At 51.5% G+C, this 14077-nt stretch carries 11 protein-coding genes; all 11 read left to right on the top strand.

Annotated elements, in window-relative coordinates:
* Nucleotides 1-26: 26 nt before the first annotated feature.
* The 11 genes from UCI88_RS09265 (at nt 27) to UCI88_RS09215 (ending at nt 14070) form a co-directional block, all read left to right on the top strand.
* A complete protein-coding gene (locus UCI88_RS09265) occupies nt 27-4310 on the top strand; it encodes a translocation/assembly module TamB domain-containing protein (protein ID WP_256179929.1) in 4284 nt (1427 codons plus the stop codon).
* 51 nt (nt 4311-4361) lie between these two features.
* Nucleotides 4362-4997: a sigma-70 family RNA polymerase sigma factor gene (locus tag UCI88_RS09260; RefSeq protein ID WP_044503271.1), complete on the top strand. Its 636-nt coding sequence runs from the start codon at nt 4362-4364 to the stop codon at nt 4995-4997.
* 166 nt (nt 4998-5163) lie between these two features.
* Nucleotides 5164-5769, top strand: coding sequence for a hypothetical protein (locus UCI88_RS09255; RefSeq protein WP_044503270.1), 606 nt, complete (start codon nt 5164-5166; stop codon nt 5767-5769).
* A gap of 16 nt (nt 5770-5785) precedes the next feature.
* Nucleotides 5786-8029, top strand: a complete 2244-nt coding sequence (locus UCI88_RS09250) for a BamA/OMP85 family outer membrane protein (protein WP_044503269.1) — start codon at nt 5786-5788, stop codon at nt 8027-8029.
* 144 nt (nt 8030-8173) lie between these two features.
* On the top strand, nt 8174-9328 hold the full coding sequence (locus tag UCI88_RS09245; protein WP_330024181.1) for a hypothetical protein: 1155 nt from the start codon (nt 8174-8176) through the stop codon (nt 9326-9328).
* A 20-nt stretch (nt 9329-9348) separates the two neighbouring features.
* Nucleotides 9349-9861 carry an OmpH/Skp family outer membrane protein gene (locus tag UCI88_RS09240; protein WP_044503267.1) on the top strand — a complete coding sequence of 171 codons (513 nt, stop codon included), beginning with the start codon at nt 9349-9351 and terminating at the stop codon, nt 9859-9861.
* A 9-nt stretch (nt 9862-9870) separates the two neighbouring features.
* On the top strand, nt 9871-10806 hold the full coding sequence (locus UCI88_RS09235) for an OmpH/Skp family outer membrane protein (protein ID WP_044503266.1): 936 nt from the start codon (nt 9871-9873) through the stop codon (nt 10804-10806).
* 16 nt (nt 10807-10822) lie between these two features.
* A complete protein-coding gene (locus tag UCI88_RS09230; RefSeq protein ID WP_044503265.1) occupies nt 10823-11242 on the top strand; it encodes an OmpH/Skp family outer membrane protein in 420 nt (139 codons plus the stop codon).
* A gap of 16 nt (nt 11243-11258) precedes the next feature.
* Nucleotides 11259-12290 carry a UDP-3-O-(3-hydroxymyristoyl)glucosamine N-acyltransferase gene (gene lpxD, locus UCI88_RS09225; RefSeq protein ID WP_044503264.1) on the top strand — a complete coding sequence of 344 codons (1032 nt, stop codon included), beginning with the start codon at nt 11259-11261 and terminating at the stop codon, nt 12288-12290.
* Between the two features lie 12 nt (nt 12291-12302).
* Nucleotides 12303-13217 carry a lysophospholipid acyltransferase family protein gene (locus UCI88_RS09220; protein WP_256179926.1) on the top strand — a complete coding sequence of 305 codons (915 nt, stop codon included), beginning with the start codon at nt 12303-12305 and terminating at the stop codon, nt 13215-13217.
* Between the two features lie 157 nt (nt 13218-13374).
* On the top strand, nt 13375-14070 hold the full coding sequence (locus UCI88_RS09215; RefSeq protein WP_044503262.1) for a 5-bromo-4-chloroindolyl phosphate hydrolysis family protein: 696 nt from the start codon (nt 13375-13377) through the stop codon (nt 14068-14070).
* Nucleotides 14071-14077: the final 7 nt, after the last annotated feature.

Here is a 14077-nt window from a genome sequence, read left to right as displayed (position 1 = left end):
TCTTTTTTCGTATGTGGAGCTTGCTTATGAAGAAAAAATGGATTGCTGCCTGCGGTTTTTCCGCTTTTTTTCTATCTGCCGGCATTGCCTTGTGGATGGAAAAACCGGCTTTAACCCAAATGGCGAGCAATATGATTACGACAACTGCAAACAGTAAACTGAATGGAACCTTGGGGTTCTCTTCTCTTGATATATCTTTGACCGGCCAAGTGGTCTTGGCAAAACCGGTTATTAAAGATTCGCAGGGCCGCATCGTTTTCGAAGGCGAGGACGTCCGCATCTATGTCAATCCCGGTAAGATTGTAACGGCGTTAAAGCAAGGGGAAATCCTCCAGGCATTGGATACAGCCGACGTCAATGAACCGGTCCTTCATCTGTGGCAGAATCGAGACGGATCGTGGAATATCACGTCGATTTTGAAACCGACGGAAAGCAGCAGTGATTCCGGCTTTCGCGGCGTGATCCGTGTTCATGACGGTACGGTACGGGCGCTGTTGCCTGATAATACCCTCGTCGTCGGGAACGACGTTATGGCCAGTGTTTCCTTCGCCAAGTACCCGTCCATGGACATCGATGCCGATATGAATGTCGACGGACAGAAAATCACGGCTCATGGAAGGTATGCTTCCAGTCGGCAGTATGACTTTGTCGTCAATGCCGATGCCGTCGACGCCCGGTATGCGTCCTTCCTCATTCCGGCCTCAAACGACGTCGTCCTTCAGAAGGGCACTGTCAAAAATGCCAAGGTCCGCGTTGCTGACAGTCACAAGGGCTTTTTCATGTCCGGTCAGGCCGATTTTGCGGACGGTAAATTGGATGTAAGCGGCGTTGCCATTGACGAATTAAAAGGCCATGCCGATCTTACGACCAACGACGTTACCCTGTCAGGAGTCGAGGGCTTGGCCAACGGTCAGGCCTTCCGCATCGACGGTAAGGTCGTAACCAATGGGGATGTTCCCGTTTTCAATCTCAACGTCGACGTACCCGGTGCGGATGTGACGGCTTTCGCAGGCTACATCCCGGAAGGAACCAGCGGGACGGCGGATTTTAAAGGTATTGTCTGGGGCTCGACAGAGGATGTCCGAGTGAAGGGAACTGCCGGTATTCATAACTTTGCCTATAACGGCTACACCGTCGATGAGGCTTCGGCTGACGTCAACTACAGCGGTCAGATGGTGACCGTCGATTCTCTGACGGCCCGGGCTTTTGGCGCCTACATCAAGGGGAAGGCCCAATATGATGTAAATACAGGTGCCTATGCCGCCGAAGCCGACGTAAGCGGCCTTGATTTGACGGCTGTCCCCGATATGCCGGTCGGGGTTATGGGCCTCGTTTCGGGCTCGTTCCGAGCTGGCGGAAACAGTAAGGATGGCACTATCCTGGCGACGGGGACGGTACAGGCATCGAATCTTTCCTACAATGGACTGGCAGCGGACCGGGCTCAAGCCGATGTGACCTATGACGGCCATGTCGTCAACGTCAATCAAGGGCATGCCGATGTCGGCGGCGGCAGTCTTGATATCAGCGGCTCCTATGATGTCGATCAACAACGACCGCAATTTTCCTTTACAGCCCATGATATCCCCCTCGATATGGCTTCGCCGCTATTGTCTGTTCCTATGAGCGGGACCGCGGATGCTGCCGGACATATTGACGGACAAAATTGGGACTTGGCCTTCAGTGCCAAAGACGGCCAAATCAAAGGGATGCTCTTTGACAGCATTAACGGGTCGGCTCACGGTCAGGGAAAACAGATTGAAATTCCGGCCCTCTACTGGCGGCGCGGTGAAGGCCTGCATACCTTGACCGGTCGTGCCGATCTGGACAGCCGGACTGTCGACGCTTCGCTTACGACGTCCCATATTCGCGTGGAACAACTGCTGCCCCTTGTCGGCAAGGAAGATTTGCCGCTCACGGGCTGGGCCGATAATACGGTGACGATAAAGGGAACCCTTGACAATCCGTCGGCTGCCGGTTCCTTCCGACTGACCAGCGGTTCCTATGCCGGTTACTTGTATAAGAATATCAGTGCTGACTACCGCCTCAATCAGGGAACCGTCTATTTGTCGAACGGGGATATTTCGTCCTATACGGCTTCGGTAGCCTTGGAAGGTTCTATTGGTGATACGCTGGATCTCGATGTGACCGGGAAAAATATCGACGTTTCCCGACTGGCCCCGCAGAATCAGACGCCGCGCAGCGGTTCTTTTGATCTGACGGCGCATATTGGAGGAACTATGTCCGCTCCGACGGCATCCGGGGCTTTGAAGGCAGATAATTTGGTTATTAATCATATGGTCCTCAACGACGTCCATGGTGATTTTGCCTATTACGACAGCATACTGCGGCTGACCAATCTGCATTTCTCACAGCTCGACGGCAATTATGATGCCAATTTGATGTATAATACGAAAACCTCCTTTATTCGTGGCCAGGCGACGGTCGTCAACGGCGACATTGCCGGTTTGATTAAAGTGGCGGATATGCCGGTACAGGATATTACCGGGAAACTGAACGGTCAGATTGATATCAGCGGTACCAGTGACAATCCGACAGTCTCTATGAAGGGGAATATCAGCCAAGGTACTTTTGGCGGCGAAACCATCGATCCGTCTGACGTCGACGTCAGACTGGAACAAGGCATCGTCAATATCAATAAGCTGGCTCTTAAAATCGGAGACGGCACCTTAGCGGCCAAGGGTTCCTATGCCCTTCATGGCCCGGTGGCTTTATCGGTGGCAGCGAAACAGTTCCCGTCTAAGGCCTTGATGACTGTATTGGGCAAGACTGATTTCGTCGTCGATGCGCCCATCGATTTTGCCGCTGACCTCAGCGGGACCTCTGATGACCTTCAGGCCGACGTATCGGCTCAGCTTGGAAGCGGTACGGCCAATGGCATTTCCATCAGCGGTGCCTTTGCCCTGTTTAATATTCGTCGCGGCATGATTACGGTCCAGCAAGCCAGTGCCAGCCGCGACCCTTATAAAATCAGCGCCAAAGGGACGATTCCTGTCAGTGCCCTTTCCGGCGGTAAGACCGATGAGTCGATGGATGTCGACTTCCAGCTCTCGAATACGAGCCTCGATATCCTGACCTTCCTTACCCCTTATGTAACGGATGCCGACGGTCAGATACAAGGGGCCGTTAAGGTTAGCGGAACTCTGGCGGATCCGCAGGTTACCGGCGACGTTACCGTAAAAGACGGGACCATTAAGTTCAAGGATACGGTTTATCCGCTAAATGATATCAACGCCGATTTATCCTTCAAGGGACGCAGCGCCGTCCTCAGCGGCAGCGGCACTATGGATAAAAAAGGCAAGAAGGATCCCGGCAGTGTCAGTATCAGCGGCAATGCCTCGTGGAGCGGCCGCAGCCTCGATACGTACTCCTTATCGGCAGATTTTGCCAATCTCAATGTGGATAATCCTTACTATAATGGGCCCCTTACGGGGTATATCAACGTCACGCCCGGTGACGGACGACCGAAAATCGGCGGCCTTATCGATATCAACAACGCGACCATTGACGTCCCGCTGACCCTCAGCGAAAGCTCATCGACGCCTGATTTGGACCTCGACTTTACCTTATCCTTAGGCGACAAGGTCCGTCTTTATAACTCGGCTCTCTATGACCTCATGGTGACCGGCGCCGTTTCCTTTAAGGGCAGCCTGGAACATCCGAATCCGTCAGGCCGTTTTGAAGCTACGCGCGGTTCGGTTCACTACTTGGATACGAATTTCCGCGTTTCCAAGGCCATTGCCGACTTTTCACGCTACGACTCACTTCTGCCGTATATCGATGCCGAAGGTATCAGCCGCGTCGGCCAATATACGGTCATGCTGACCCTGCGCGGTCAGGCCGATAACATGGATCTCCTGCTTCGTTCGGATCCGCCGCTCACCAAGCCGCAGATCGTATCGCTCATTACCCTGCGCAATGGCAGCGGCCGCCCCCAGAGTTCCATCGGTGAAGATGATATGAGTTCCCTCCTCGGTTCGGGCATCCGCATGACGCTGAACAGCTTGGGTATTACTCAGAGCCTGGAAAAAGCCTTGTCCTTAGATATGCTGACCGTAACCAACGGGTCCCTCGACCTCAATGATAGAAATACGGATGTCGGCAACAACTACTACAATATTGAAATGGGCAAATACCTGTTCAATGACTTTATGGTCACAGCGGCCTTTGGCCTCAATCACGATGACAATCGTTTCGGTATCATGTATGATTTGGGCAGCCGCTTCAGTCTCAGTGCCTGGACATCGAGCGACAACAACTTTATCGGTGCCCTCTATAAATACAATTTCTAAATCTATCTTTATTATGTGCCTCATGGAAACGATGAAAGGAGGTGAAAGGCCATGCTGGAAGATTATTTACAGGAACTGCAGAAGATAACCTTGTTGCAGCCGGAAGAAGAAGCTGCTTTGTGGCAGGCTTATAAAGAAGGCGGCGATGCCGGGGCCCGCAGCCGTCTTATCGAACAGTACCAGCCACTGGTATTTAAAGAAGCCATGCGCTGGAATATCCACACGGATCTTTTGCTCGATGCCCTGCAAGAAGGGACACTGGGGCTCATGGAAGCCGTTGAGCGCTATGACCACAGCCGCGGTGTGGCCTTTCCCTTATTTGCTGTTCATCGCATCCGCGGGGCTATCCTCGACTATTTAAAGCGGGAAGGGGCCGTCAGTGCCATGTCCCTCGATGCACCGGACGAACAGGGGATGACCCTGCAGGATACCTTGTGCGATGACAGAGAGGATCCGGTGGAAGCGGCGAGTCGCCAGTTCCTTTTTGAAAAAGTCAGCGGGGTATTGCAGCGCCTGCCTGAAAAAGAGCAGGCCGTCGTCGAAGGCGTCTATCTGAAAGATGTCGAGCAGAAGCATTTAGCGAAGGCCCTCGATATCAGTCTGCCTTACGTATACCGTCTGCAAAAGCGGGGCATCCGCAGGGTGAGGGGGATGCTCAGCCGCTTTATTCACGACAGCCGGGATTAAATTTTTTGTAATTTCCTAAATTTGGCCTGTTTTTAGGTGAAAAGAATTGGAAAATGCTGTAAAATATAGATTATGGCATATTTTTGCTTTCTTTTGCCGGTATAAACTCATATGGCCTCATCCGATATTATAAGCGTATTCGTTTATACAGAAAGGAGAAGGCTGTATGAAACGCTCCCAAAACGATACCCTTCACCGTGTTCGGGCTGTTCAGTCCTGGCTGGAAAAGGCGGAAGCATCTTTTGACAAAGAGTCCGATATCAAGGGCGAACTCAATTTGATGCTGGCCGAGGCGGAAATGAAGAATTTACGCCGACACCGTCCCGCCCATAAGCGCTTTTTGCGCCTTGGAGCCATCGTCACGGCCCTTTGTTTGGTGACGGGCGGCTGGTATCTTTTCCATCAGCCGCGGCAGACTGACTTGCCGCGGTCGGTAGAAGCATCCGTTTATGGAGAACGGCCAAAGCATGAATCAGGCGATACTGCGGACAGCGCAGCCCCGCCGGCTGCAGTTTCCAAAGAAGCTGCCGGAAAGTCCGGCACGGATCAGGAAACGCAGCTCTCTGTTCAATCTTTGCCGCAAACGTCGATGGCAGCAACTCCTGCTGTTGTCGAAGAACTGGCTGAACAGCCGTCCGCTCCGGCTGCAGGCGACCAGCAAACGGCATCGCCCGCTGTGCGGGAAGAAAAGGCAGTCCTGTCGGACAGCCAATTACAAGCTACTGTACAAGAAGCGCGTCATACCCTACGCGGTACCGGTATGGCGAAATAACTAATGGAGGATTTTTATGAATATGCGGAAGAAGAAACTGCTCGCGCTGATGGTAACCAGCGCGATAATGACTTGCCCCGTCTGGGCAGAGGATACGACGGCGACGACCGGGTATGAAGCGTCGACTACCGGAACGGTTACGACTTCAGGCTCGGCGGCAGCACCGACGGATGATGACAAGAAAACAGCGGTCAATGCTGTCGTAACTTCGCCGAATGATGAGTCTAAAGAAGAAGCAATCCAAGCTGCTAAATCAGGCCTTACGGGTTATGAAACGGAAGATGAACTGGCTTCCATTGCAGCCGGGAGAAGTCCTGAAGCCGTTCAGCAGGAAGCGGAAGAAGCGGCTCGCAAGGCTGAAGAAGCCAGAAATCCCGAACCTGTCGATACGACACCGCAGATTTCCGGTGAAAAAGTTACTTATATGAGCGGGACCAGTGATATGCAGTTCGATACTTCCATTCCCGGATATCCCATGGCGGTCATCCAACCCGGACAGGACGTATCCCTGCCCTACGGTGAAGCCGTAACCGATGCCGAACTGAAGCCTTATGTCGATAAGGTCGCAACGTCTGTTTCGGTCAGCCCCGTACCGGAACCGCAGATTGAACAGAACATCCTGCCTCGTCTGGCCATGCGCGTCGGCGATGCCATCAACATGGACTACATTCGTCATGACCTCAATGTCATCGGGGCGACGGGTTTATTTTCAACGGTTAAACCGGCCTTTACCAACGTCCCTGAAGGCGTTGTCCTGAACTATACCGTTCAAATGAATCCTGTCGTTAAGAAAATCGACATCGTCGGCAACGAATCGATCAGCACCGGCGATTTGATGAAACTTGTCGCTACGACGCCGGGCACGACCCTCAATACGGCCGTCGTCAGCCATGACGTTGCCAATATCAATACGGCCTTTGCCAATGCCGGCTATATGATGAGTCACGTATCTGATGTCCGTTTGGACGACGAAGGGACCCTCCATATTGCGATTACCGAAGCCCGCATTGAAAATATCAACCTCCGCGGCAATACGAAGACTCGGAATAACGTCATCATGCGTGAACTGCGCATGAAGAAGGGCGATATCTTCAATAAAAATGCGGCTAGCCGCAGTATTCAGCGTGTTTATAATACGGGCTATTTTGAAGACGTCAACGTCCGCCTCCTCCAGGGCCAGAAAAATGCCCAGAACGTCATCGTTGAAATCGACGTTACCGAACAGAAGACGGGGTCCGTTACCATCGGTGCCGGCTACTCCGATTCGGACGGCTTAGTCGGTATTCTCGGCCTCAGTGAAACGAACCTTCGCGGTACCGGTGATAAGGTCAACATCAGCTGGGAATTTGGCGGCAACACCGATTCCAATAAGAACTACATCTTCTCCTATACTCATCCCTACCTCAATGATGCCGGAGACTCCATCGGCTTCAGCCTCTTTGACCGCGAATCGGAATACGAAGACTATAATGAAAAGGGCGACTCCGTTGCCGACTATGACCGCCGGACCAACGGCTTCAACGTTACCTACGGCCGTGTCCGCAGTGAATACGTCAGCGACTATGTCACCTTAGAAACGAAGAAAACGAAATATACCGACTATAATAGCGGGGCTGACTATCAGTCCTGGGTTGATGGGACGGGCGACTACTATGGTTATTGGGGCGGCAGTGCCGATGCCTATCGCAATTATTTAAAGAATAACTTCGGCCGGACCAATAGCATGACCTGGTCTCACGTTTTCGATAACCGCGATAACGTCTACGATCCGACGAAGGGGAAACGCTTGGCCTTCACCGGTGTTTGGGCCGGTCACGGCATGGGCGGTGACTTCGACTACTTCAAGTTCATTGCAGAAAACCGCCTCTATTATAAAGTCGGCCGGGCTCACGTCATTGCCGTTCGTCTCATGGGCGGTATTGCCACCGGCGACATGCCCTACAACGACCTCTTTACCTTGGGCGGTGCCGATACGCTGCGCGGCTATGAAGACGATGAATTCCGCGGCAACAAAATGTATGAAGCGACCATTGAATATCGTTACCCCATTGCTAAAAAAATCCAGGGCGTCGTCTTTACCGACGTGGGTAATGCCTGGGGCGGCGTAGAAAACATTCCTTGGTATAAAGAAAATAATAAGATTCACTATTCCGGCGGTATCGGCTTCCGTATTACGACGCCGATCGGCCCGATTCGTTTAGACTACGGTATCGGCAGCGAAGGCGGCAAGTTCCACTTCAGCTTTGGCGGCAAGTTCTAGGGTCGTGAAAGGTCGTGGATGATGAGAATCCGCACTTGTTTATTGACTGTCTTTACTGTCTGTGCTAGTCTTAGTAGTGTTGCCGCTGCCTCCGTAGAACAGGTGGCGGTACACCTGTCTTCTGTCCAAGAGGCAATCCCTCCCTTGGTCCAGAGACGGATTGCTGCCAGTATTCAGACTGTCGGCAATCATGTATTTCTCAATCAGGACAGCGAAGACATTGCCGGCCGCTCTGAGGAATACGAGCGAATCGTCAACGATATCATCAATCGCGTCCTCATCGGCTATACCGTAGAGTCTATCGCCATCAACCCGGGGAGCCGGACCGACCTCGATGTCCGTATCCGGCCTTGGGGCGATACGATCCGCAAGGTGAACCTGACCGTCGATTACGGGGCTTTGCCGGAAATGGGACGCCAGATGGTTGATAAAGACCTCAGCGGTGCCGGTGACATGGTGGAAAACCTGCTCATCGGTCTGCCCGTCGATGCCCTCGATTGGGCCAATGGTGCCGTCAAATCGGTCATGGAAACGGAATTGGAAACGAGAGTTCCCGAGTTTTATCCGCATATCGTGATTCGCGGCGGTCAGGAAACGGACGTGACGGTCTATATGATGCCTAAACTTCCGGTCGTTCGCAACGTTCGCGTAGCCATTAAAGGAGAAGATGTGCCTAAGGTCATCTTTCTCAGCGCTCGGAACAATCTGGAGCATACCTATGCCGGTTTGGAAGGGTTGCCGGTCGCTTTCGTCCGTCGTCATGAACCGGACGTTATGGCGGATCTTTCCGGTGATGTGAAGCGCCAATGGGTCGTCAAGCACTACGGGCTCCAGGTGACACCGACCCTTTCTGTCGATGAAAATACGACGATCTATGTCACACCGAAAACGGATTTTTATGACATCCGCGGCGGTGCCTATCTCGATGTGGGCCGCAGGAACAGTGATGACGATGATACCGTTCTCATGGCCCATCTGGGCCGGAAAATCGGCAGTCACCACGAAGTGTACGGCGAGGTCAAATTTATGCCTTCGCAGCTTGAGTGGAATATCATTCCCGGGTACTTCTACCGTTTTACGGCCGGTACCGAGATGGGCTATCAGTTTGAAAGCCTCGACGACAGCCATCACCTGTGGTTTCGGCAGCCCCTTGGCAGCCGTTGGGCCCTGCGGTATGACCGCGATATGACGCATACCGAAAATGAAATAGGTCTTCAGTATCGTGTGGACGATTACGTCGGCTTAGAGTATGTCGTATCCGACCATGATCATTGGCTTCGAATCATAGGTTATTTGTAAGATAAAGGAGATTTTCTATTATGATGTCTGAAATGGGTAAGAAACGCAATATTAAAATTTTCTCGGCAGTCATTGCCGCTATCTTTGTATTCAGTATCGCCGGTCTTGCTATCATGCAGACGGGCAATCCGGTAAATGCAGCGCCTTCGAGCAATATCGGCGTCGTCGATACCAGCAAAATCATTACGCCGGATAACCAGGATGCCGTTGAAGTACAGAAACAGCTCCAGCAGGCCGAAGCAGATATGCAGAAACAGTTTGAACAGCAGTCGGCCAACATGGATGATCAGCAGAAACAGGAACTCTTCCAGAAGATGCAGGGCGAACTGACTACGAAACGTCAGGAACTCTTTAAAGGCCTGAAAGATAAGGTTGATACGGCTGTCGGTAATGTAGCCCAGACGAAAGGCCTCAGCCTGGTTGTTGAAAAGAGCGTCGTTCTCTATGGCGGCACGGATATTACCGATCAGGTTACGAAAGAACTGAACCAGAATTCGAGTGCTTCCTCCAGCAGCACCAGCAACAATCAGTAAGGAGTTCTTATGAAACGGATATATGCGGCAGCCGGTGCCGTGGTTCTCTTCGTTTGCCTCTTGGCCGGCTGGTGGTTTTTCAACCATCGGGATCAATCCGTGCCAGCGGCAGCAGCGACGCCGGTCTATGCCTATGCAGACTTGGAACACGTCGTCATGAGCCATCCGCGCTACAGCGAGTATCACCGGTTAGAACTGGAATACAATGCCATGGTTGCCCAATATCAGTTTGAACAATGGAATTATTCCCGTAAGGCTCAAGCCGAAGGCGTGTCGATGCAGCAGTTTGCGGCTGTCGATGCAGCCGGTACGGCGGCTCTCAATCAGGAATTACAGGCTAAAGTCGCCATCAAGCAGGACGAGCTCAACAACCGTTTAAAACAGCAGTATGACGCCCTCGTCGAAGAAAAGAAAAAGACGACACCGGTCATATCAGATGCCGATGCCTTAAAAATCGTCAATCTCCAGCTGAAGCTGAAGACCTTAGACCTTTCAAAAGAAGAGCGGGCAGCGACGGAAGAACAGCTGCAAGCCCTCTTGAGAGGCAGTAATGCAGAGGTGTTGGTGACTGGCAGTACGGCCAATGAAATCGCTGCGGCTATGGAGCCCTACAAGGCTCAGGCTAAGAAGGAACTCGAAGACTATGCCCAGCAGGTCAAGACCGACCTTGAAGGGCGCAAACTTCAGAGTCAAGCGGTTTTCCAACAGCAAATGGGGGAACTGAAAAATCGGCCCGAACCGGCTGTGTGGAATAAAGAGTGGAAAGATAAGCTCGATGCAAAAGAAAAAGAAATGAACGATGTGAAAGAAGCCATCATGGCAGATATCCGTGATAAGGCGGCTGCCGTTGCTCAGGAACAGGGCATCGACATGATCTTTTCCGACTATGAAGGTGTCGGTACAGCCGCCGATGTGACTGATGATATCATTGCCAAATTGGCATAACAGGAGGCTTTTAGGAATGAAAAAAGTTTGGAAGCGCTTTGGAATCGTCGCCGTCATGGTAGCCCTTACAGGGGCTCTTGCCGGCTGCGGCGGTAAAGATAATGTAGGTGTTGTCGATATGTCGCGCATACAGAAAGAAGCGCCCCTTGTTCAGCAATATAAGCAGAAGACGGAAGATAAGCAGAAGGCTATCGATAAAGAACTGCAGGATGCGAAACAGACCATGTCTGCTGAAGATTTTCAGAAGAAGCAGCAGCAGGCTCAGCAGGAACTCAATATTTTCGGCGCCAGCATGCAGCGTCAATTCATGTCGGATCTTGAAAGCCGGTTAGGTGATATCGCTAAGGATAAAAACGTCGGCATCATCGTCATGAAAGAAGCCGTTCCTTCCGGCGGCATCGATGTTACCGATGATCTTATTGCCAAAATGCAGTAAAAAGGGGTTGTATATAGTGAATAAAACAGTACAGGAATTAGCAGTATTGCTGGGCGGGACGGTCATCGGCAACGGTGATGCCGTCATTGGTGACGTAAAAAGCCTGGAAGAAGCAGGTCAAAACGATATTACCTTTGCCGTTGATCCGTATACGGAATATTTGCCGCAGGTCCATGCCGGCGCCGTCATTGTCGACAAAGAAGTACCGGCCGGTGATAATACACTGGTCATCGTAGAAAATCCCCGTTTGGCTTTTTCGCAGCTCCTGGTCTTGTTTCACCCCCGTCAGTCGATTACGCCCGGTATTCATCCGACGGCTATCGTCGATGAGACTGCTGTCATCGGGGAAGATGTCTCCATCATGCCTTATGCCGTCATCGGCAAAAACGTTGAAATCGGTAAGGGGTCTGTCATTTATCCCTACGTCTTTTTAGGTGACCATGTCAAAATTGGCGAAGGCTCGGTCCTCTATCCCGGCGCCGTCATCCACGAACACTGCGTCCTCGGCAAAAATGCTGTTATCCGGGCTCATGCCGTCATCGGTGGCGAAGGCTTCGGCTTTGCCACGGAAAAAGGGAAGCATACCCGCATTCCGCAGATCGGAAACGTCATCCTCGGTGACGACGTCGAAATTGGCGCCTGCACCTGCTTGGACAATGCGACCCTGGGGGCGACGAAGGTTGGTAGAGGTACTAAAATCGATAACCTGGTCCACCTGGGGCACAACGTTGAAATCGGTGAAGATTGCTTTATCATTGCCCAGTCCGGCATTGCCGGCAGTACCAAGGCCGGCAATCACGTTATCTTTGCCGGACAGACGGGCTGTACGGGCCACGTTACGATTGGCGACAACGCTGTTTTTGCCGGTAAGTCAGGAATTATCGGCAATATCAAAGGCAATCAGACCTATGCCGGGTTCCCGGCACGGCCTCACATGGAATGGAGCCGCACCCAGGTATTTTTGAAGCATTTACCGGAAATGGCCAAGACCATCAAGGACCTGCAGAAAAAGATTGCCCAGTTAGAACAGAAATTAGAACAGCAGTAAGAGGACAAGCTTATGTACACCTTCATGAAATGTCTGAGCTGGATTATCTGCCATCTTCCTGACGGCTGCTGCCGCAGCCTGGGCATTTTTTTAGGTTCTTTTTTCTGGACTTTTGTCCCGAAAAAACGAAAAGTATTGGCTCAGGAGCAAATTTTGAAATGCGGCATTACCGACGATCCGAACGAGGCCATGGCTATTGCCAAAGCCAGTACACTTCGCTTTGGTCCGATGATCATAGAAGTCTTACGGTATCCGGTCTATACGAAGGAAACCCTCGATGAGAAAGTCTCCTTCGTCGGCCGCGAGCATTTAGACGCGCTCAAGGAAAGCGGTGACGGAGCCATCATCATGGCTTCCCATGCCGGAAACTGGGAGCTCCTCGGAGCCGTCCTTGCCATGAACGGCTATCCCCTCATTTCCGTGGCTCAGGAGCAAGACAGTCATAGTGCCGATAAGTTCATCAACGAATATCGGGCTATGATGAAGCAGCACGTTACCTATAAGACGGGCATTCGCGATATGGTGAGGCTCCTCCGGGACGGTCACTATATCGGCCTGCTCATGGATCAGGACCCGGGATATACGGGTATCATGGTTAAATTCTTTGGCCTCGATACGCTGACGGCTGACGGGCCGGCCAAGATGTCCGGTATCGCCAACTATCCCATCGTACCTATCTTTATCCGGGAAGACAGGCCGTACCATCACGTCGTTGAAGTACAGCCGCCGCTGCGCCCTTATACGGCAGATCACAAGCTCTCAAAAGAAGAAAAAGCGCGTATCATGTACGAAACGACACAGGAACTCAATGACCGTTTAGAAGCCCATATCCGTCAATATCCGGAAGACTGGTTCTGGTTGCACAATCGCTGGAAATGGACGAAACGTTATAAAGAAAAGCAAGCTGAAAAAGAAGCTGCCCAATAGTGAACTGACCCTCTGACGTCGGATTTTTGGTCCCACGTTAGGGGGTCAGTTCCCAGGCAGCTTCTTTTTTTGGTAAATATTAACAGAATGACGACAAATGTCCGGGAAATATGGTATGATTAACAAAAGAGAATCTTTATACGGAGGAGGCAATATTATGCGCGTTCTTATGTTTTTTATAGCCCTTCTTTGTTTCGTAACGGCAGGGATCCTGGAAATTACCAATATCCCGGGCATTCTTGCTTTAATCGTCGGTCTTGTTGCCCTTCGGTTTGCCTTTCGGGGGAAGAAGTTCAAGCCTAAAGTCGTCGTTTCCAGCGGCAATGAAGAACTCGATAAACTCAACACAGACCTCTTTAAGCGGGCCGTCGAAGACTTCAATACCCTTGATCGGGAAATGAAGACCTTAAGCGATAAGGAACTGCGTAAGCAGGTTGGCAAGATGCAGGGCATTGCTAAAAATTTTTTGACGTATCTCCAAAGTCATCCGGAACGAATCAGTCTGGCACGCCGCTTCGTCGATTATTACCAAGATCGAGCCATTTTGTTGGTACAAAAGTATAAAGAACTGGAACAGACCGGCCTTGACGCTGCGGAAGTACAGCAGTCTAAGCTTCAGATTAAACGACTCTTGAATAATTTTGATGAAGCCTATGCCGACCAATTTTCTAAGGTCCTCAATGCCCAGCTCATGGACCTCGATGCAGAAATGAAGGTTATGAAGGACAATATGGCTGCCGACGGCTTAAAGCCTGAAATTCCCGAAAGCCGAAAAATTCCGGAACGCAATAATGATTTGGTCAACTCAATCATTGATTTGACGGATAAATTTTTAAATACGAAACGAAAGTAGGGTGTTA

The organism is Megasphaera massiliensis (assembly GCF_036305205.1).
GTDB classification, from domain to species: Bacteria; Bacillota; Negativicutes; order Veillonellales; family Megasphaeraceae; genus Megasphaera; species Megasphaera massiliensis.
The sequence above is the reverse complement of the archived record's forward strand: the minus strand, read 5'-3'. Positions and strand labels throughout refer to the sequence as shown.

What these genes read in the sequence shown, in the direction of transcription:
- UCI88_RS09215 (WP_044503262.1), top strand. Translation starts at nt 13,375, where the DNA reads ATGCGCGTTCTTATGTTTTTTATAGCCCTTCTTTGTTTCGTAACGGCA.
- UCI88_RS09230 (WP_044503265.1), top strand. Translation starts at nt 10,823, where the DNA reads ATGAAAAAAGTTTGGAAGCGCTTTGGAATCGTCGCCGTCATGGTAGCC.
- UCI88_RS09240 (WP_044503267.1), top strand. Translation starts at nt 9,349, where the DNA reads ATGATGTCTGAAATGGGTAAGAAACGCAATATTAAAATTTTCTCGGCA.
- UCI88_RS09255 (WP_044503270.1), top strand. Translation starts at nt 5,164, where the DNA reads ATGAAACGCTCCCAAAACGATACCCTTCACCGTGTTCGGGCTGTTCAG.
- UCI88_RS09265 (WP_256179929.1), top strand. Translation starts at nt 27, where the DNA reads ATGAAGAAAAAATGGATTGCTGCCTGCGGTTTTTCCGCTTTTTTTCTA.
- UCI88_RS09250 (WP_044503269.1), top strand. Translation starts at nt 5,786, where the DNA reads ATGAATATGCGGAAGAAGAAACTGCTCGCGCTGATGGTAACCAGCGCG.
- UCI88_RS09220 (WP_256179926.1), top strand. Translation starts at nt 12,303, where the DNA reads ATGTACACCTTCATGAAATGTCTGAGCTGGATTATCTGCCATCTTCCT.
- UCI88_RS09260 (WP_044503271.1), top strand. Translation starts at nt 4,362, where the DNA reads ATGCTGGAAGATTATTTACAGGAACTGCAGAAGATAACCTTGTTGCAG.
- UCI88_RS09235 (WP_044503266.1), top strand. Translation starts at nt 9,871, where the DNA reads ATGAAACGGATATATGCGGCAGCCGGTGCCGTGGTTCTCTTCGTTTGC.